Genomic DNA, 18,694 nt, shown 5'->3' on the forward strand with positions numbered 1-18,694 from the left:
TCGTCCGGCTCGGCCCCACCCCCGGCAGCGCCGCCGTGCGCGAGCGCGCTGGGGGTGAGGCGGCCGACGATCGCCGGGGTCTCCCGGACCAGGGTGCGCACTGCTGGCTGACCAGACGCCGGACCGACGTCGTGCAGATCTCCCCCGACCCTGAAGCCCTCGAACCCCTCACCACCGCCGTGCTCACCGAGATGCACGACGAGCGGATTGCCTGCCCTCGCCGCTACCTCCCCGAAGGGGGCATGGACAAGGTCTATCCCGACAACGATCAGATCGGTCCGGCTACGCCACCACAGGGGACATGACCCGCTGTGGGCGTGACATGCGACGGCGGACCCTAGCTGGGCGGCTGCAGTTCCCAGTGGGGCGGCTCGATGGATGTCCGCTCCACCGCGATTCGACCGGCCGTGCCGGGAATGTCCATCAGCCTTCCGAACGAGCCGGAGTGATCGCTGGGGGTGTGCTCGATGTCGGCCCACACCCGGCTGCCGGGCCCGGCGGAGCCGTTCGAAACGGTCCACTCGGCGTACTTGTCAGCGCAGTTGCTGACCGCCACGCGGTGGTCCGATGTCACCTTCATGCAAGCGCGCGGGTTCGAGCCCGGAGGGGAGATCTCCATCATCCCGTTGGGAAGTTTCTGTACCTGCCAGTTCGCCGAGGTGGACGCGGTGTCCGTGCAGGCGCCCAGCGACACCATGCCGATGTTCCCGTGTGTCTTGGGCCAGACCAAGCACTTGCCGTCGTGGAGAGCTGCGAACCGGTAGACCCCGTCGACGAGGGGGGCGGCCTGGGCGGGCTGCGCGAGTGCCGCGGTGGCCGCAAGTGCGGCGGCCATGACGGCGATGACACGTGAACGCATGGGGTGGGACTCCTCGGACAGTCGGATGGATCCGATCACACGGCACAGACGCGGTTGACGCACACTTCGCCGGACTCGGGGAAGGCACTGATCGTGGAACACTGACCCCTCCGAAAGCAGGCCGCGCCAGCCGCTGTCACGCGTTCGGCCTAGCCGCATCACCCGATGGCGTGGCGGCACTCGGAATGTGGTTTCGCCGAGGACTCCGTGAACAAGAGCCCACGCCAGCGGGGGTGCTGGAGCAGTGGCGAGGCATCGCCCGCCCGACACGGCAGGACCGCGCGCCGAACCCTCGGCACCGGTGCCAGGGAGCGACCGCGACAGACGTGGGCCAACCCCGCCCCCGAGGGCCTTCCCGCCTGGTACCCGACCTGGCCCACCCTCCACAGAGGCTTCTGCCCCGGGTGCGACACGGCGTTCGCATCCGTAGCAGAGGGCTCTCCCATGATCATGGGGCTGGTTCCACTCTGCGCCAATCCTCGCAGTGGCCTCGGCCTCGATCAGTTCTGGGGCATCCGCTCGGCCACCCCGCGGACGAGTTCGAGCCCGTCCGCCGAGCGTAGTGACTCCAGCAGCCGGAGTAGGTCATGCTGAGACAGGGCCATCCTGCACCTCCCGCGTTGAACTGCCCGTTCACTACGGAGAGTTGCGCGATGGCCCGCCTCATGCGCAGAGAGCGCGGGCCCCTTCGCGGGTGTGCGCCCGGCGAGCAAGCCCGCGCACACCTCACCCTTGATCGGCTACACCACGCGGCGGGACGCCATCCCGGACCCAGCCCCGACCTGCCGCATCGCCTGGTGCTGGGACCGGGTAGGTTCGCCGCAGGCTCGCAGTTGTTCGGGCACGGACGTGCCTTTCGCCTTCCCACCGTGGGCCGGTGATCGCCTGCGAGTGACAAAGGGGGCAGTGTGAACGGCAATCCGCTGTACCACTGGATAGGGCTGGCGGTGTCCACGGCGGTCGTGCTGCCGGTGCCGGTGGCGATACTGCTGGGGTGGACATCGCCGTGGATGCGGAAGCGAGAGGCCGGGAAGCGGCTTCGCGCCTACGGCATCCTGTGCATCTACGGCCTCATTCTCGTCAACAGCATCCCCCGGATCGCCGACGCCTCCTTTGAGACGGTCATGGCCTGCATGAACGTCGGCTTCGGCTTCATCGCCGCCGCTGTGGTCCTGTTCCTGCTCGCGGAACGCAAGGACGCACGCGCCCGGACAGCCGCCGTGGTCGAACCGAGGGAAGGCTGAAGCTCACTCCGCCACACCCGAGTTCTTGCGCCACGCCCTTACGCCACCCCCTGTGCCGGTACGAGCCTCCCGGAGCGCATCTCGATCGACCGGTCGGCGAAGTGGCGTACCACGGCTCGGTCGTGGCAGATGAAGAGGTACGCCAGGTCCAGCTCGTCCTGGAGGTCGGCGAGCAGGTTGAGGACTCCGGCCCGGATGGAGGGGTCGAGAGCGGACACCGGTTCGTCCAGCACCAGCAGGCGGGGCTCGGAGGCCAACGCCCTCGCGATGCCAGCGCGTTGGCACTGCCCGCCGGACAGCTCGTGCGGGTGTCGGTCGCCGTAGGCGGGGTCCAGGCCGACCCGGTCGAGGAGTTCCGCGACCCGGGCGGGGCCCGTCGTGTCCCAGCGGCCCTGCACGTGGAGGGGTTCCGCCACCGCGTCCCGGATGCGGTGGCGGGGGCTGAGCGAGCCGTACGGGTCCTGGAAGACCGGCTGCATCCGGGGGCGGATCGGACGCAGTTCGCGTTCGGGCAGAGAGGTCAGTTCCCGACCCTCGAAACGGACCTCGCCCCCGTGCGGGCGCCGCAGCTGGAGTACGGCCGCGATGGTGGATGACTTGCCGCAGCCGGACGGGCCGTTCAGGGCCAGGGTCTCACCCGCGTCCACTGTGAAGGACACCTGGTCGACGGCGGTGACCGTGCCGTAGCGGACGACCAGGTCGCGCACGTCGAGCAGTGCGTGGCCCTCGTCGCCGGGCAGGGCGCGGCTGCGGTCGTCGGGCCGGTGCTCGCGCGGGTTCATGCGGGCTGCTCCAGGAACAACTCGGTGGCGGAGTGCGGGAGGTCGTCCCAGCGGTGGCAGGCGACCTCGTGGTCGGCGCCGGCCGCCCGCAGCGACGGCTCCTCGCGGCGGCAGCGGTCCTCGGCGAGCGGGCAGCGCGGTGCGAAGGCGCAGCCGGGCGGAAGCGCGTCGGGGGCGGGGGGAGAGCCGGGGATGGAGGGCAGCCGGCGGCGACGCCGACGGGCCCCGGACCGTGAGTCGTCAGCGGCACCGTGACCCGCACCGGCACCCGCATGTACATCGTCCGGTGGCAGTGACGCCATCAGTCCCACTGTGTACGGCGCGCGGGGGCGGCCCAGTACTGCCCCGGCCGGGCCCTGCTCGACCTGGCGGCCGGCGTACATGACCAGCACGCGGTCGGCGTGGCCCCGGACCACGCCCAGGTCGTGGGTGACCAGGACCAGCGCGGCCCCGACCGCCTCGCGCTGCTCGCCGAGGACGCGGAGGACCTGTTCCTGGAGTTCCGCGTCGAGCGCGGTCGTGGGTTCGTCGGCGACGACGACGTCCGGTTCGTTGATGGTCGCCATGGCGATCACGGCGCGCTGGCGCATGCCGCCGGAGTACTCGTGCGGGTACGCCCGCGCCTTGCGTGCGGCGTCGGGGATTCCCACCCGGTCGAGCGCGGCGACCGCGCGAGCGCGGGCCTCCCTGCGCGGCACGCCGCCCACCGACCTGACGGCGGCGGCGAGTTGGTCGCCCACCGGGTGGACGGGGGAGAGCGCGGAGAGGGCGTCCTGCGGGACGAGGGCGATACGGCGGCCTCGCTGGGAGGCCAGATCCGCCGCACCGCGCAGCCGTACCGTTCCGGTTGTCGTCGCGCCCGCGGGCAGCATCCCGAGCAGGGCCCGCGCCGTGAGGGACTTGCCGGCGCCCGACTCGCCGACGAGGGCCAGCACTTCGCGGGGCCGGACGTCGAAGGACAGCCCGCGCACGGCCTCCACCCCGTCGAACGCGATCCGCAGCTCGCGCACCGACAGCAGTACGTCGTCGTCAGACGTCAACGGGGGCCTCCTTCGACACGGTCTTCGTGCTTGCCGGGTTCGTGCTGTGTGTCGGGCTCGTCGCCCCGGTCGGGTCCGGTGCGGGCGTCCTGGCCTTCACGGACCTGCGCCGGGCGGCCTGCCGGGCGGACCGCCGGCCGCGCTGCCCGTCGGCGTACGTCGCTCCCGACACCGCCAGACCGGCCAGCAGGGCCAGCGCGACCGCCGGGGCGAGCGCCGCCCACGGGGCGCGTTCCACGTACGCGCGGGACTCGTCGAGCAGCAGCCCCCACTCGGGCGTCGGCGGTTGGGCGCCGAGGCCGAGGAATCCGAGGGCGGCGAGGGCGAGGGCGATGCCCGGGAGGCGGAGGACGGCGTGGCGTGCGACGGGACCCGCGACGGACGGGAGCACGTGCCGGGTGAGGATCCATGACGGGCTCGCCCCGATGGCCCGCTGGGCCGTCAGGAAGGTGGACGCGCGGACCTCCTGGACCAGCGCCGCCGAGTGGGCCGACAGGGCCGGCCAGGAGACCGCAGCCACGGCGAGGGCCGCGCCGCCCGTGCCGGGGCCGGCTGCCGCGGCGACGAGGATGCCGACGATCACCGGGGGCAGGGCGTTGGCGATGTCCGACGCGCCCGCGGCCAGGCCGGGCAGGAAGCCGAGTGCCAGGGCCACCAGCAGGCTCAGGGCGCAGACCGCCGCCGCGGTGCCGACCGTGGAGGCCGCGCCGTGGCCGAGGCGGGCCAGCACGTCACGGCCGAGCCCGTCCGTGCCGAGCGGATACGCCCAGGACGGCGGCAGCAGGCGGGCGGTGGTGTCCACGGCGTACGGGTCACGCAGCAGGCCCCAGCCGATGGTGGTCAGGAGGACGGCTGCCAGGACCAGGGGTACCGCCGGATGGGTGCGGACCGGTCGGGTCGGCGGGAGGGTGAGCCCCGCGTCGCGCAGGGCCGGGCCGAGCAGGCGGCGGCGGACGAGGGCGGCCAGGGCGCCGGCGGCCAGACCCAGGACGAGCAGGGCGAGGACGGAGCCCTGGAGGAGCGGGAGGTCCTGGGACTTGGCCGCGCCGAGCGCCGTGCGGCCGATGCCGGGCACCGCGAACACCGTCTCCACGGCGACCGCGCCGCCCGTCAGGCCGACGGCGACCATGCCGAACTGCGGTACCAGCGGCGGCAGCACACGGCGCAGCGCGGCGGTCGAGACGCGGGACCGGCTCACGCCCGCGCCGCGCCACAGCTCCACCCAGCGTTCGTCGAGTACGGCGGGCAGCGCGTCCGCGACCAGGCGGCCCAGCAGGCCGCCGGCCGGGACGCCGAGGGCGATCGCGGGCAGGACAAGGTACTCCGGTCCCGCCCAGCCCGCTGTGGGCAGCCAGCCCAGCCACACCCCGCACACCAGCAACGCGACCGTGGCCAGCAGGAACTCGGGCACGGCGGCGAGCATCGCGGCGAACGCGCCGCCCGTTCCCCGGCTCCGGACGAGCACCGGGGCGACCAGCGCGCAGGCCAGGAGTGCCGCGACGGCGAAGGCGGCGCCCATCAGGCCGAGGGAGACCTGGAGGCCGGAGGCGACCGAGGGGAGCACGTCGGTGCCGGACACCCACGACGTGCCGAGGTCGCCGCGCAGCAGGCCCAAGGCCCAGTCCCCCAGGAGGGTGAGGGGACCGGCGCCGAGGCCCAGGTCCTCGCGGATCGCGGCCAGCGCCTCGGGCGTGGCCTCCTGCTCGGCTGACCGGGCCCGCAGCACGGTCAGCGCGGGGTCGCGGCCGGACAGCCACGGCAGGAGGCCGACCACGGCCAGCACGGTGATCAGGCAGACGAAGCGGGCCGACCCCGCGGGGCCGACCCGCTTCCAGACGGACTGCTTCACTTGACGTAGGTCTCCGAGGTGACCAGCTCACGCTCGCGCGGGTCGTGCGCGGCGTCCACGACTCCGGCCGCGTCGCCCTGGATGACCCGCTCGTGCAGCATCGGCACGGCGGCGTCGGTGCCGAGGACGGCGGCCTCGGCGTCGATGACGGCCTGGCGGCGGGCGTCGCCGGCGGCGGTGTCGGAGGCCTTGCCGAGTGCCTTGTCGACGGTCCGGTCGGCGAGCTGGGGGATGTTGAAGGAGCCGTCGGAGGCGAAGTCGCTGTACAGGTAGGCGGCCGGGTCGCCGGAGTCGAGAACGGTCGCCCGGGAGAGGACGAAGGCGTCGAACTCGCCTGCCAGCGCGTCGGATTCGATGTTGGCGTACTCGCGCACGTCGAGCCTCACCTTGAACCCGGCCTTCTGCAGCTGCTGCTGCAGTGCGGCGGCGACCTCGGGCAGTTCGGCGCGGTCCGTGAAGGTGCCGATGGTGATCGACTTGCCGGCCGGGTCACCGGCCTTGGCGCGCTTCACCGTGGACCGCAGGTCGGCCGCCCAGGGGAGTGCGGGCCCGAGCAGTCCCTCGGCCACGTCGGCGCGCCCCTCGTAGACGCCCTCGACGATCGACTCGGTGTCGAGGGCCTCGCGGGCGGCGGCGCGCAGGGCGGCGTCCTTGAAGACGCCCTTCTCGGTGTTCAGGTAGAGCGTGTTGGTGCGGGGCATCGGGACCTCGGTGATCAGGTCCTCGTCGAGCACGGCTGCCTGCGACACGGGCACCGACTCGACGATGTCGGCCTCACCGCTGCGCAGGGAGGCAGCGCGGGCGGTGCCGTCCGGCACGAACTTCACGTCGATGCCGGGGGCCTTGGCCTTGCCGCCCCAGTAGTCGTCGTAGCGGTCGAGGGAGGCGGAGGAGGTGCCGTTGACCTTGGTCAGCTCGAAGGGGCCGGTGCCGGCGCCCACCGGGTCGACGGTCTTCCCCTTGTAGGCCTTCGCCGCGAGGATCGACAGCTGCGGCGAGCTGAGCCGCTGCGGGACCAGCGGGTCCTCCACGGCGGTGGTGACGGTGACGGTGTCGCCGTCGGCCTTCGCCGTCAGCTTGACGCCGTCGAGGATGCGGGGCTTGGGGGAGGCGGTGGCCGCCACGGTGAGGGACTTCGCGACGGCCTCGCCGGTGAGCTTCGTCCCGTCGTGGAAGGTCACCCCGTCCCGGAGGGTGAACGTCCACTGCTTGCCCGACTGCTTCCACTCGGTGGCCAGCGCGGGCTGCGCGTCGCCCTCCGCGTCCAGCTTCACCAGGGTCTCCGCGGTCGACCACCGCGACAGCTTGAACGCGTCGTCGGACAGCGGCGTCAGGCCCGAGCGGGGCGGCTGCATCATCGCGACCCGTATGCGCTTGCCCTCCCCGGAGGCCGCGTCCTCCGTCGTGCCCGTCGACGAGAAGCAGCCTGTGAGCAGGAGGGAGGACGCCGCGGTGGTGATCGCGACGAGGGGAACGGATCGGGCGGGATGGCGCACAGGGGACTCCGGGGGGAGGGCATCGTTGAAGTTTGAACATCGCCGACCGTAGCATGATGACAATCGTTTTCAGAAGCGGACATTTATCACATGCCCAAGAGCCTTGTACGTTCCGCGAGTTGAAGAGTGGTGCGTCCTGCGGGACGGCGAAAGCCGAGCCGGATGTGGCCTGTACGTGTCAGCCCTGGCTCTACTCGCCGTTCGGTTGTGCGGTGGCCTCCATGGCGGCGAGGCCGCCGAGTAGGAGGGCGGCGAACCGGGCGGCCCACTGCCGGTCGACCGAGCCGCCGCTGATCAGGCAGCGGTGCACGACCGCGCCCGCGATCACGTCGAAGAGCAGGTCGACGACGCGGGCCGTCTCGGCGGTGTCCGCGGCGTCCGGCGGTAGCTCGCCCCGGGCCTGGGCGCGCGCCCGGCCGGTGACGACGAGGTGCTTCTGGCGGTCGACGACGGTTGCGCGCAGCCGCTGCTGGAGTGCGGGGTCGGTGGCGGCCTCGCCGACCACCGCCAGCAGGGCCGCCGAGGTCTCGGGGCGTTCCAGCAGCGCGCCGAAGGACAGGACGACGCCCTCCAGGTCGTCCCGCAGGTTGCCAAGGTCCGGCAGTTCGAGCGAGTCGAAGACGGTCGCGACCGCGTCCACGACCAGTTCGCTCTTGCCCGGCCAGCGCCGGTAGAGCGTGGTCTTCGCCACGCCCGCACGGCTGGCGACGTCCGCCATCGACAGCCCGGACCAGCCCAGTTCGACCAGGGCCGCCCTGGTCGCGTCCAGAATGGCCGCGTCCGTGGCGGCGTTGCGTGGTCGAGCCATGGGGTGACCCTACCCAGCACATGAGTTACGCTACGGCCCGTAGCGGAATGGCCTGCGGTGGACCTGCCCCGGTCTCCGGAGCGCCGCGACACACCGCGACAACCACAACCGGGTGGGGACCCGGCGCACAACACCGCGTGGAGGGGGGAGACTGTCCTCATGCAGCCACGCAACATGTCCATGAGCGGAGTGGTCGACCTCGGTGCCGTGAAGGCCGCCGGGGAGGCCAAGCAGAAGGCGGAGGAGGCGCGCGCCCAGCGCGCCGCCGCCGGCAGTGGGCCGGGATCGGCCGCGGCGCCGTCCGGCCTGGTGATCGACGTCGACGAGGCGGGCTTCGAGCTCGACGTGCTCCAGCGGTCCGCCGAGGTGCCGGTGGTCATCGACTTCTGGGCCGAGTGGTGCGAGCCGTGCAAGCAGCTCGGACCGCTGCTGGAGCGCCTCGCGCAGGAGTACCGCGGGCGCTTCGTACTCGCCAAGATCGACGTCGACAGCAACCAGATGCTGTTCCAGCAGTTCGGCGTGCAGGGCATCCCGGCCGTCTTCGCCGTCATCGCCGGTCAGGCGCTGCCCCTCTTCCAGGGCGCGGCCCCCGAGGCGCAGGTCCGCCAGGTGCTGGACCAGCTGATCCAGGCCGCCGAGGAGCGGTTCGGCATCGTCGGTGCCCCCGTGGACGGGGACGCCGCTCCGGTGGCCGAGCAGGCGCCCGAGCCGCCGGTCGATCCGGTGCTGGCCGCGGCGCACGAGGCGCTGGACGCCGGTGACCTCGGCGGTGCGGTGCAGGCCTACCGCAACGTGCTCTCCGACAACCCGCTGAACCAGGAGGCGAAACTGGGCCTGGCGCAGGCCGAGTTGCTTGCCCGGGTGCAGGGTCTTGACGAGCGCGAGGTGCGCACCGCCGCCGCCGACGCGCCGACGGACGTGCAGGCGCAGCTGCGGGCGGCGGACCTGGATCTGGTCGGCGGCCACGTGGAGGACGCCTTCGGCCGACTCGTGGAGACGGTTCGCCGCACCGCGGGGGACGACCGGGAGAGTGTCCGGCTGCGTCTGCTGGAGCTGTTCGAGGTGATCGGCGGGGAGGACCCGAGGGTCGTCGCCGCCCGCGGCGCGCTCGCCCGGGTGCTGTTCTGACCGTCGTCCCGATTCCGCCGCGCTTATTTACAGACTGACAAACAGCGGCCGCGCTTTGCCAAATCTTGGCAATCGCGGCCGCTGTTACTCCGGGTAAGTGCAGGTCGGCGTTTTCTCCGTAAGGTGCCCGTTTGATCCACTTGTCAGCGCCGACCCGGCGGGCACCCTCCGTACCCGCCCTGTTCGCGGCGCCGGGCTGTGGTTACCCGTTCGTTACCCGTAAGTAACGAGGCCCTTGTGTCGCGGCCCGTCCATGGACCACGATCGGCCACGCTCGGTCCACTCCCACCGCCCGGCAGCCAACCGGTGTCCGTGCGGCCAGTGGTCACCCCACCGGGCAGGCCGCGGGCACCCCACCCGCGGTCAGGACAGGGGGGTCTCCGCCGATCGGCGGGGCCTGTCCGCAGCCGCGCGAGAGCGCGGCAAGTGGTTGTCGCTCGGGGGTGATCGCCGGCCGACGGGACGCTTCCCGCGCCCCGGGGCTTCGGCGTTCCCCTTCCCGAGGACGGAGCACTTCTCCCATCCCTGCCGGGGGGCGGTCCGCATCGGACGGCCGCACCGGGCCGGAGATGTACGTCCGAGAAGGAGGAATGTCATGGAGTCTGTGGCTCGTGGCGGGACCAGGTGGAAGCGGTTCGCCGTTGTCATGGTCCCGAGTGTGGCCGCCACCGCGGCGGTCGGCCTGGCGATAGGCCAGGGCGCGCTCGCCGCGTCGTTCAGTGTGTCCGGGCAGCAGGCCAAGGTCGCCGTGGACAAGCTCGACGGCAGCGGGTTCGTCCAGTACGGGGCGATCGACACGCAGCGTGGCGGCAAGAAGGTGCCGGTGGCGGTCTCGGCGTTCAAGACCGCGGAGCTGACCAACCTGTGCCAGTCGGTGGTGGTGCCCGTACCCGGCTTCGGCGACGTGTCGCTGCTGCTGCGGGCCGGGCAGGGAAGCAAGAAGGTCGAGGCGCAGAACCTCTACATCGACCTCGACCAGCTCGACGCGGACGCGACCTTCCGCAACATCAACATCGGTGTCGCGGCCGGCGACTCGAACAAGGGGCCCGGCATCAAGCCGGGCGACGACGCCGGAGCCGGCTCGTTCGCCCAGGAGGCCGACTCGGCCACGCTGCTCAACGTCCGCCAGACGTCGTGGGCGACCAGCGCGGGCACCTTCAAGCTCTCGGGACTGAAGATGAACGTCTCCAAGGGCAAGAACGAGTGCTTCTGACGCACTGAGGGGGAGCGGGGCGTGGCGTCCCGCTCCCCGACCTCGAACTTCGCACCGTCCGGCCCGAGGGAGCTGTTCTTATGAGTGCCGAGTCGCTGGGGACGCCGTCGCGCGTCGGCCACTGGCGCAGGTCGTTCCGCCACTGGCGCTGGCAGCGCCCGTTCTGGGCGGGACTGCTGACACTGCTGGCCGGTCTGCCGATCGTCTGGATACCGTACGCCGATCCCAGCCTGGAGGACCTGTCCTTCCGCCTGGCCACCACGACGGGGTCGGGTTCGCTGATCATCGGGGTGCTGCTGGTGGTACTGGGCCTGACGCTCTGGTACCAGCCGCACGGGCGGGTCTTCGCCGGGGTCGCCGCGATCCTGCTCGCCCTGGTGTCCCTGGTGGTGTCCAACATCGGCGGGTACCTCGTCGGATTCCTGCTGGCCCTGGTCGGCGGCGCCATGGCCGTCTCGTGGGCGCCCGGTGACGCCTCCGCGAAGGCCCGCGACACCCGGCCGGTGGAGCCCGCCGAGCCCGCCGAGCCGGTCGGCCCGCGGCCCGTCGTGGAACCCGCAGCCGGCACCGCCCCCGCCGCCGCGGTGGACACCGCCACCGCCGTCGGCACCGACAACCGGGCCGTGTCCGCCGGGAACGAGGCCGGTCCGGCGGACGGGGGAACCCGTGCCGGATGACAGGCCCGCCCGCACCGGTCCGCGGCATGCCGCACCGCGCAAGCCCCTGCTGACCCGGCTGCACGTGCCCACCGGCAAGGCGGTGGCGCTGGCCGCGATGCCGTCCGCGGTGCTGATGAGCATGGGGCTGATGCCCCAACTGGCCAGCGCCCGGCCCCTGCCCGACAACCCGTTCGCGGACGGCCCGTGCGTCACGGCACCCGACCGCGAGCAAGCGCCTGCCGACGGCGTTGACGGCGTTGAGGGCGCTGACGGCGCTGACGGCCGGGAGGACGCGGGGGGCAAGCAGGACGCCGGAGGCGTGGACGGCCCCGAAGCCGACGCCCCCGACTCCCCGGGCGCCTCCGGCCCGTCCGGCGTGCCGCGCCCGGGCGCCTCCGGCGGCCCGCAGACGACGCCGAGCCCCGGCCCGAAGCCGACTGCCCCGGCCGCCCCCGACGTGCCGAAGCCCGCCGCACCCGGTGCGTCCGCCCCGGCGGAGCCCGCGCCGGCTCCCAGCCCGTCCGCGACGCGCAACCCGCTGGACCCGCTGGGCATCGGCGACGCGCTCAGGGACCTGCTCACCCCTGGCGGCAAGCCGTCCCCCACCCCGACCCCCTCGGGTACCCCCGAAGCGGCCGGGACCGAGGCCCCGGACACGGGGGCCGCCCCCGGACGCCCCGACCCGTCCGCCGCCCCCGCCACCGGTGGCGCCGCCCCGGACAAGCCGGGCCGCGGGCCGTCGGAGGGCGACGCCACCGGCAGTGCCGGGCGCGACGCCCCCGACGCCGCTGCCGAGGACCTGACGGCCGACGCCGCCGAGGACCTGCCGGCCGACGCCGCCGAGGACCTGCCGGCCGACGCTGCCGCGGAGGAGGAGAGCACACCCGAGGAGGACGCGGCGGGCAAGGAGCCCTTCCCCTGCCCGGAGTTCGACGCTGAGGCGTACCGCGACGCCGCCGCCGAGCCGACCGCCGCGCTCGTCCCGGACACACCCTGGCGGCTGGAGTCGACCCGGCTGACACTGCTGGGCCTGAAGTACCACGGCATCGTGCAGGTGACGACGTTCAACGGCGCCCAGAAGCGCGTACTGAAGTTCACCGCCGACTCGCTGGACATCAGGGACCTGCACCAGCTCGTCGACGGACCGGCCGGCAGCACCCAGCACGTGCGGGCGCGGGCCGGGAGTACCTCCACCATCCGCGGCGGCACCGTGACGATGTACACAGAGGAGCTGAAGGGCAAGCTGTTCGGGCTGATCCCGATCACCTTCAGTCCCAAGTCCCCGCCGCCGCTGGACGTGCCGGTGGCGTTCTTCACGGACGTCCGGGTCGTCCAGGCGGGCCAGTTCGGCGGCACGTTGACCGTGCCCGGCATGCGGCTGACCAACTCCGGCTGACCCGCCGACCCACCGCCCCCGACGGGGGCCGACGTCCGCAGCACGAGGGCCCGCCCACCGCGAGATCGCGGTGGGCGGGCCCTCGTTCACGTTCCGGTCGGCGTCTCCCGGGGGACGCCGACCGGCGCTGTGTCAGCTCTCGCTGCCCAGGTGCAGCACACGCACCATGTTGGTGGTGCCGACCACTCCGGGCGGCGAACCGGCTGTCATGATCATCGTGTCGTTCTCGCGGAAGCGGTTGAGCTTCAGCAGCTCGGCGTCGACCAGGCCGACCATGGCGTCGGTGTTCTCGGCGTGCGGCACCACGAAGGTCTCCACACCCCAGGTCAGCGTCAGCTGGTTGCGGGTGCTGGCGTCCTCGGTGAAGGCCAGGATCGGCTGCTCCACGCGGTAGCGGGACAGGCGGCGCGCGGTGTCGCCGGACTGGGTGAAGGCCACCAGGGCCTTCGCCCCCAGGAAGTCCGCCATCTCGCAGGCGGCGCGGGCCACCGAACCGCCCTGGGTGCGGGGCTTCTTGCCCGGAACCAGCGGCTGCAGGCCCTTCGACAGCAGCTCCTTCTCGGCGGCCACCACGATCTTCGACATGGTCTTGACCGTCTCGATCGGGTACTGGCCGACGGAGGACTCGGCGGACAGCATCACCGCGTCGGCGCCGTCCAGGATGGCGTTGGCGACGTCGGACGCCTCGGCGCGGGTCGGGCGCGAGTTGGTGATCATCGACTCCATCATCTGGGTCGCCACGATCACCGGCTTGGCGTTGCGGCGGCACAGCTCGATGAGGCGCTTCTGCACCATCGGCACCAACTCCAGCGGGTACTCCACCGCCAGGTCGCCGCGGGCCACCATCACACCGTCGAAGGAGAGGACGACCTCCTCCATGTTCTCGACCGCCTGCGGCTTCTCCACCTTGGCGATGACCGGCACCCGGATGCCGACCTCGTCCATCACCTGGTGCACGTCCCGCACGTCGGCGGCGTTGCGCACGAAGGACAGGGCGACCATGTCGCAGCCCATGTGCAGCGCGAACTTGAGGTCGTCGACGTCCTTCTCGGACAGCGCCGGCACGTTGACGGCCGCGCCGGGCAGGTTGATGCCCTTGTGGTCGGAGATCACTCCGCCCTCGATGACGATGGTCCGCACCTGCGGGCCCTCGACCTCGACCACCTGGAGCGCGACGTTGCCGTCGTTGATCAGGATCGGGTCGCCCTTGGAGACGTCACCGGCCAGGCCCTTGTAGGTGGTGCCGCAGATGGTCCGGTCACCGGGGACGTCCTCGGTGGTGATGACGAACTCCTCGCCGCGGACCAGCTCGACCGGCCCCTCGGCGAAGGTGGCGAGGCGGATCTTCGGGCCCTGGAGGTCGGCGAGCACGCCCACCGCCCGCCCGGTCTCCTCGGCGGCTTTACGGAGGCGGTCGTACCGCTCCTGGTGCTCCGGCTGGCTGCCGTGGCTCATGTTGAAGCGGGCCACGTTCATACCGGCCTCGATCAGCGTCTTCAGCTGATCGTAGGAGTCGACGGCGGGGCCCAGGGTGCAGACGATTTTGGAACGGCGCATGGGTGCGATCCTATCGTTTTGTTTAGACGCGAAACGTATCGGGGGGTGACGCAGCTCACCGATCAGCGGCTGACCAGGCTGTACGCCTGCGCGGCGATCTCCAGCTCCTCGTCCGTCGGCACCACGGCGACGGCGACCCGAGCGTACTCCGGGGAGATCAGCCGGGGCGTGTCCCCGCGCACCGTGTTGAGCTGCGTGTCCAACGCGAGGCCCAGCTCCTCCAGACCCTCCACGGCGGCCTGCCGCACCGGCGCCGAGTTCTCCCCGACGCCCGCGGTGAAGGCCACCGCGTCGACCCGGCCAAGGACCGCGCTGTACGCCCCGATGTACTTCTTCAGCCGGTGCACGTAGACGTCGAAGGCGAGCGTGGCCCGCTCGTCGCCCTCCTCCCTCCGGCGGACGATCTCCCGCATGTCGTTGTCGCCGCACAGCCCCAGCAGCCCGCTGCGCTTGTTCAGCAGTGTGTCGATGTCGTCCACCGACATGCCCGCGACACGCGACAGGTGGAACACGACCGCCGGATCGACATCGCCCGAGCGGGTACCCATCACCAGGCCCTCCAAGGGCGTGAGCCCCATCGAGGTGTCCACGCACCGGCCGCCGCGCACCGCCGACGCCGAGGCGCCGTTGCCCAGGTGCAGCACGATGATGTTGGTGTCCGCGGGGTCGCGGTCCAGCAGCTCGGCCGTGCGGCGCGAGACGTAGGCGTGCGAGGTGCCGTGGAAGCCGTAGCGCCGTACGCGGTGCGCGTCGGCCGTCTCCACGTCGATGGCGTACCGGGCGGCGTGCTCGGGCATCGTGGTGTGGAACGCCGTGTCGAACACCGCGACCTGCGGCAGGTCCGGGTTCAGCGACCGGGCCGTGCGGATGCCGGTCAGGTTGGCCGGGTTGTGCAGGGGCGCGACGGGCACCAGCCGCTCGATCTCCGCCAGCACCTCCTCGTCCACCACAGTCGGCGCGCTGAACCGCTGCCCGCCGTGCACCACCCGGTGGCCCACCGCCGCCAGCTCCGGCGAGTCCAGGCCCATGCCGTCGGCGGCGAGCTCCTCCTCGACGGCCCGCAGCGCCGCCTCGTGGTCGGCGATCGGCTGCTGACGCTCCCGCCGCTCGCCCCCGGTGGGGGAGTGCACCAGCCGGGCGCCGGCCTCGCCGATCCGCTCGACCAGCCCCATCGCCAGACGGGTCGGGCCTGCCATGTCCAGCAGCTGGTACTTCACCGACGACGAGCCGGAGTTGAGCACGAGCACTCGTGTGGCAGGCATGCTCAGACGCCCCTTTCCTGGGCCTGGATGGCGGTGATCGCCACCGTGGTGACGATGTCGGGGACCAGCGCGCCGCGCGACAGGTCGTTGACCGGCTTGCGCAGCCCCTGGAGTACCGGGCCGACCGCGACCGCCCCGGCCGAGCGCTGCACCGCCTTGTACGTGTTGTTGCCGGTGTTGAGGTCGGGGAAGATCAGCACCGTCGCCTGCCCGGCCACCTCCGAGCCGGGCAGCTTGGTCGCCGCCACCGACGGCTCCACCGCCGCGTCGTACTGGATCGGCCCCTCCACCAGCAGGTCGGGACGCTGCTCGCGGACGAGTTCGGTGGCGCGCCGCACCTTGTCCACGTCCGCGCCCGAACCGGAGGTGCCGGTCGAGTAGGACAGCATGGCGATGCGGGGCTCGACGCCGAACTGGGCCGCGGTCGCGGCCGACTGGATGGCGATGTCCGCCAACTGCTCCGCGTCCGGGTCCGGGTTGACCGCGCAGTCGCCGTAGACCAGCACCTTGTCCGCGAGGCACATGAAGAACACCGACGAGACGATCGACGCGTCAGGCTTGGTCTTGATGATCTCGAAGGCCGGCCGGATGGTGGCCGCCGTGGAGTGCGCGGCGCCCGACACCATGCCGTCGGCCAGGCCCTCCTGCACCATCAGCGTGCCGAAGTACGACACCTCCGCCACTGTGTCGTAGGCCAGCTCGTAGGTGACGCCCCGGTGCCCGCGCAGCTTTGCGTACAGCTCGGCGAACCGTTCCCGCAGCGGGGACTCGGCCGGGTCCACCACACGCGCGGTGGCCGAGGTGCCGTCGGGGATCTCGTGCGGACCCAGCAGGTTCAGCTGCACGCCCAGGTCGGCGGCACGCTTGCGCACCGCCGCGTCCGGTCCCAGCAGCGTCAGGTCGCAGATGTTGCGGCGCAGCAGCACGTCCGCCGCGCGCAGCACCCGCTCGTCGGTGCCCTCCGGCAGCACCACGTGCCGGCGGGAGGTCCGCGACCGCTCGATCAGCTCGTGCTCGAACATCATCGGCGTGACCCGGCCGCTGCGCGCGACCGACAGGCGCTCGGAGAGCCGCCCGGTGTCCACGTGCGACTCGAACAGCCCCAGGGCGATCTCCGCCTTGCGCGGGTTCGCCGCGTTCAGCTTGCCCTGGAGCGTGACCAACTCGCCCGCGGTGGGGAAGGAGCCGCCGGGCACGGCCAGCACCGGCGTGCCGGGCGCCAGCCGGGCCGCGAGCTGAAGCGTCTCCGGGCCGGGGCGCTCGCCCAGCGTCAGCAGCACACCGGCGATCGGGGGCGCGCCCGCCGAGTGGGACGCGAGCGCGCCGACGATCAGGTCGGCCCGGTCCCCGGGCGTCACCACCAGGCAGCCGTCGGTCAGCGCCGGCAGGAACGTCGGCAGCATCGCGCCGCCGAAGACGAAGTCCCGGCAGTCCCTCGCCAGGCCCGCCGGGTCGCCGAGCAGCACCTCGGCGCCCAGCTCGTCGACGATCTGCTGCACGGTCGGCGCGGACAGCGCCGGCTCCTCGGGCAGCACGTACACCGGCTCCGGCAGGTGCCCGCCGAGCGCGCGGGCCGCCTCCGCGGTGTGGCTGTCACGCACCCGGTTGGCGATCGTCGCGATCACCTCGCAGCCCAGCGAGGTGAAGGCGTGGTGGGCGTTGCGCACCTCGGCGACCACCGACTCCGCGCTCTGGTCCAGGCCCGCCACCACCGGCAGCACCACCGCGCCCAGTTCGTTGGCGAGGCGCGCGTTCAGCGCCAGCTCCGCCGGCAGCCCGGTGTCCGCGTAGTCCGTGCCGAGCACCAGGACGGCCTCGTAGTCGCGGGAGACCTCGTGGAAGCGGTCCACCAGCTGCGACACCAGCTCGTCGGTGCCCTTCTCCGCCTGGAGCACCGCCGCCTCGTCGTACCCCATGCCGACCATCGTGCCCGGGGGCTGGCTGAGCCGGTAGCGGCTGCGGAGCAGGTCCAGCAGCGGATCGGCGCCGTCATGGGCGAGCGGCCGGAACACGGCGACCCGGTCGATGCGCCGCGTCAGCAGCTCCATGACCCCCAGCTCCACCACCTGCCTGCCGTCGCCTCGGCCGATGCCGGTTACGTACACGCTGCGCGTCACGGCGTGCTCTCTCCTTCGTGTCCCGCGCTCGCAGGGCAGGTCCATCTGCCCCGTGACCGCAGGGCGGATCGGTATCACGGAAACCCGAACGGGCCTGGCTTTACTCTTGACAGTACCTGTGGAACTGGATATGCGGCGGTCGGGGCGGCAGCATGTGGACGAGCTGTACGGGCCGCGTTCAGGACGTGAAACAATCCCCCCGGCCTCAGTCGGACCGTCCCCGATCAGGAGTAGCGATCAGCATGCGCATCGGAGTTCTCACCGCCGGCGGCGACTGCCCCGGCCTGAACGCCGTCATCCGGTCAGTGGTGCACCGGGCCGTGGTCGACCGCGGTGACCAGGTCATCGGATTCGAGGACGGTTTCAAGGGCCTGCTCGACGGCCGCTACCGCGAACTGGACCTGAACTCCGTCAGCGGCATCCTCTCCCGCGGTGGCACGATCCTCGGCTCGGCCCGCCTGGAGCGGGACCGCCTGCGCGAGGCGTGCGACAACAGCGAGGAGCTGATGGGCCGCCTCGGCATCGACGCGCTCATCCCGATCGGCGGTGAGGGCACGCTGACCGCGGCCACCATGCTCTCCCAGGCCGGTCTGCCCGTGGTCGGTGTGCCGAAGACCATCGACAACGACATCTCCGCCACCGACCGCACCTTCGGGTTCGACACCGCCGTGGGTGTCGCCACCGAGGCCATGGACCGGCTGAAGACCACGGCCGAGTCCCACCAGCGCATCATGGTCGTCGAGGTCATGGGCCGGCACGCCGGCTGGATCGCGCTGGAGGCCGGCATGGCCGGCGGCGCGCACGGCATCTGCCTGCCGGAGCGCCCCTTCCAGATCGACGACCTGTGCAAGATGATCGAGGAGCGGTTCTCCCGCGCCAAGAAGTTCGCGGTGGTCTGCGTCGCGGAGGGCGCCCGGCCCGCCGAGGGGTCCATGCCCTACGAGAAGGGCGTCATCGACCAGTACGGCCACGAGCGGTTCACCGGCATCGGCAACCGGCTCGCGGTCGAGCTGGAGCGCCGGGTCGGCAAGGAGGCCCGTCCGGTCATCCTCGGCCACGTCCAGCGCGGCGGCACCCCCACCGCCTACGACCGGGTGCTGGCCACCCGCTTCGGCTGGCACGCTGTGGAGGCCGCCCACCGGGGCGACTTCGGCAAGATGACCGCGCTGCGCGGCACCGACATCGTGATGGCCGACCTGGCCGACGCCACCCGCGAGCTGAAGACCGTGCCGCAGTACCGCATGGACGAGACCGAAGCCGTCTTCTGATCCCGCCCGGCCCGGG

Annotated in this window: 15 protein-coding genes and 2 pseudogenes; 7 read left to right on the top strand and 10 right to left on the bottom strand. The window is 72.4% G+C overall.

What is annotated here, in order from left to right; translation table 11 throughout:
- Positions 1-113: 113 nt before the first annotated feature.
- Positions 114-305 (top strand): annotated as a pseudogene (locus tag QNO07_RS15915) (IS256 family transposase); the annotation flags it as partial.
- Between the two features lie 32 nt (positions 306-337).
- Here QNO07_RS15915 and QNO07_RS15920 read toward each other — a convergent pair.
- Positions 338-859, bottom strand: a complete 522-nt coding sequence (locus QNO07_RS15920) for a hypothetical protein (RefSeq protein WP_283992672.1) — start codon at positions 857-859, stop codon at positions 338-340.
- 444 nt (positions 860-1,303) lie between these two features.
- A pseudogene (locus tag QNO07_RS27705) lies at positions 1,304-1,464 on the bottom strand (IS256 family transposase); the annotation flags it as partial.
- A gap of 303 nt (positions 1,465-1,767) precedes the next feature.
- Between QNO07_RS27705 and QNO07_RS15925 the strand changes: the two are divergent.
- On the top strand, positions 1,768-2,103 hold the full coding sequence (locus tag QNO07_RS15925; RefSeq protein ID WP_283992673.1) for a hypothetical protein: 336 nt from the start codon (positions 1,768-1,770) through the stop codon (positions 2,101-2,103).
- Between the two features lie 38 nt (positions 2,104-2,141).
- On the opposite strand, the gene QNO07_RS15930 is transcribed toward QNO07_RS15925, so the two are convergent.
- The 5 genes from QNO07_RS15930 to QNO07_RS15950 all read right to left on the bottom strand — a co-directional run bounded on the left by QNO07_RS15930 (position 2,142) and on the right by QNO07_RS15950 (position 8,078).
- On the bottom strand, positions 2,142-2,885 hold the full coding sequence (locus QNO07_RS15930; protein WP_283992674.1) for an ATP-binding cassette domain-containing protein: 744 nt from the start codon (positions 2,883-2,885) through the stop codon (positions 2,142-2,144).
- The gene (locus tag QNO07_RS15935; protein ID WP_283992675.1) at positions 2,882-3,925 is read right to left on the bottom strand and encodes an ABC transporter ATP-binding protein; all 1,044 of its coding nucleotides are present in this window, start codon (positions 3,923-3,925) and stop codon (positions 2,882-2,884) included. The genes QNO07_RS15930 and QNO07_RS15935 overlap by 4 nt, the downstream gene beginning before the upstream one ends.
- Positions 3,915-5,774, bottom strand: coding sequence for an ABC transporter permease subunit (locus QNO07_RS15940; protein WP_283992676.1), 1,860 nt, complete (start codon positions 5,772-5,774; stop codon positions 3,915-3,917). Before QNO07_RS15940 ends, QNO07_RS15935 begins: the two co-directional genes overlap by 11 nt.
- On the bottom strand, positions 5,771-7,270 hold the full coding sequence (locus tag QNO07_RS15945; RefSeq protein WP_283992677.1) for an ABC transporter substrate-binding protein: 1,500 nt from the start codon (positions 7,268-7,270) through the stop codon (positions 5,771-5,773). Before QNO07_RS15945 ends, QNO07_RS15940 begins: the two co-directional genes overlap by 4 nt.
- A gap of 190 nt (positions 7,271-7,460) precedes the next feature.
- Positions 7,461-8,078 carry a TetR/AcrR family transcriptional regulator gene (locus tag QNO07_RS15950; protein ID WP_283992678.1) on the bottom strand — a complete coding sequence of 206 codons (618 nt, stop codon included), beginning with the start codon at positions 8,076-8,078 and terminating at the stop codon, positions 7,461-7,463.
- A gap of 159 nt (positions 8,079-8,237) precedes the next feature.
- On the opposite strand from QNO07_RS15950, the gene QNO07_RS15955 reads away from it, so the two are divergent.
- The 4 genes from QNO07_RS15955 to QNO07_RS15970 all read left to right on the top strand — a co-directional run bounded on the left by QNO07_RS15955 (position 8,238) and on the right by QNO07_RS15970 (position 12,474).
- Positions 8,238-9,206, top strand: coding sequence for a tetratricopeptide repeat protein (locus tag QNO07_RS15955; protein WP_283992679.1), 969 nt, complete (start codon positions 8,238-8,240; stop codon positions 9,204-9,206).
- A 595-nt stretch (positions 9,207-9,801) separates the two neighbouring features.
- Positions 9,802-10,419 carry a DUF6230 family protein gene (locus tag QNO07_RS15960; RefSeq protein WP_283992680.1) on the top strand — a complete coding sequence of 206 codons (618 nt, stop codon included), beginning with the start codon at positions 9,802-9,804 and terminating at the stop codon, positions 10,417-10,419.
- A gap of 80 nt (positions 10,420-10,499) precedes the next feature.
- Complete coding sequence (locus tag QNO07_RS15965) at positions 10,500-11,096, top strand: DUF6114 domain-containing protein (protein ID WP_283992681.1); 597 nt, start codon at positions 10,500-10,502, stop codon at positions 11,094-11,096.
- On the top strand, positions 11,086-12,474 hold the full coding sequence (locus tag QNO07_RS15970; protein WP_283992682.1) for a hydrogenase expression protein HypF: 1,389 nt from the start codon (positions 11,086-11,088) through the stop codon (positions 12,472-12,474). Before QNO07_RS15965 ends, QNO07_RS15970 begins: the two co-directional genes overlap by 11 nt.
- Positions 12,475-12,606: 132 nt before the next feature.
- Here QNO07_RS15970 and pyk read toward each other — a convergent pair whose 3' ends face one another.
- From pyk to pta, 3 genes are all read right to left on the bottom strand, one after another.
- The gene (pyk, locus tag QNO07_RS15975; protein ID WP_283992683.1) at positions 12,607-14,031 is read right to left on the bottom strand and encodes a pyruvate kinase; all 1,425 of its coding nucleotides are present in this window, start codon (positions 14,029-14,031) and stop codon (positions 12,607-12,609) included.
- A gap of 62 nt (positions 14,032-14,093) precedes the next feature.
- On the bottom strand, positions 14,094-15,293 hold the full coding sequence (locus QNO07_RS15980) for an acetate kinase (RefSeq protein WP_283992684.1): 1,200 nt from the start codon (positions 15,291-15,293) through the stop codon (positions 14,094-14,096).
- A 2-nt stretch (positions 15,294-15,295) separates the two neighbouring features.
- On the bottom strand, positions 15,296-17,410 hold the full coding sequence (pta, locus tag QNO07_RS15985) for a phosphate acetyltransferase (RefSeq protein ID WP_283992685.1): 2,115 nt from the start codon (positions 17,408-17,410) through the stop codon (positions 15,296-15,298).
- A 242-nt stretch (positions 17,411-17,652) separates the two neighbouring features.
- Between pta and QNO07_RS15990 the strand changes: the two genes are divergently transcribed.
- The gene (locus QNO07_RS15990) at positions 17,653-18,678 is read left to right on the top strand and encodes an ATP-dependent 6-phosphofructokinase (RefSeq protein ID WP_283992686.1); all 1,026 of its coding nucleotides are present in this window, start codon (positions 17,653-17,655) and stop codon (positions 18,676-18,678) included.
- Positions 18,679-18,694: the final 16 nt, after the last annotated feature.

Source organism: Streptomyces sp. 549 (assembly GCF_030124175.1).
Taxonomy (GTDB): Bacteria; Actinomycetota; Actinomycetes; order Streptomycetales; family Streptomycetaceae; genus Streptomyces.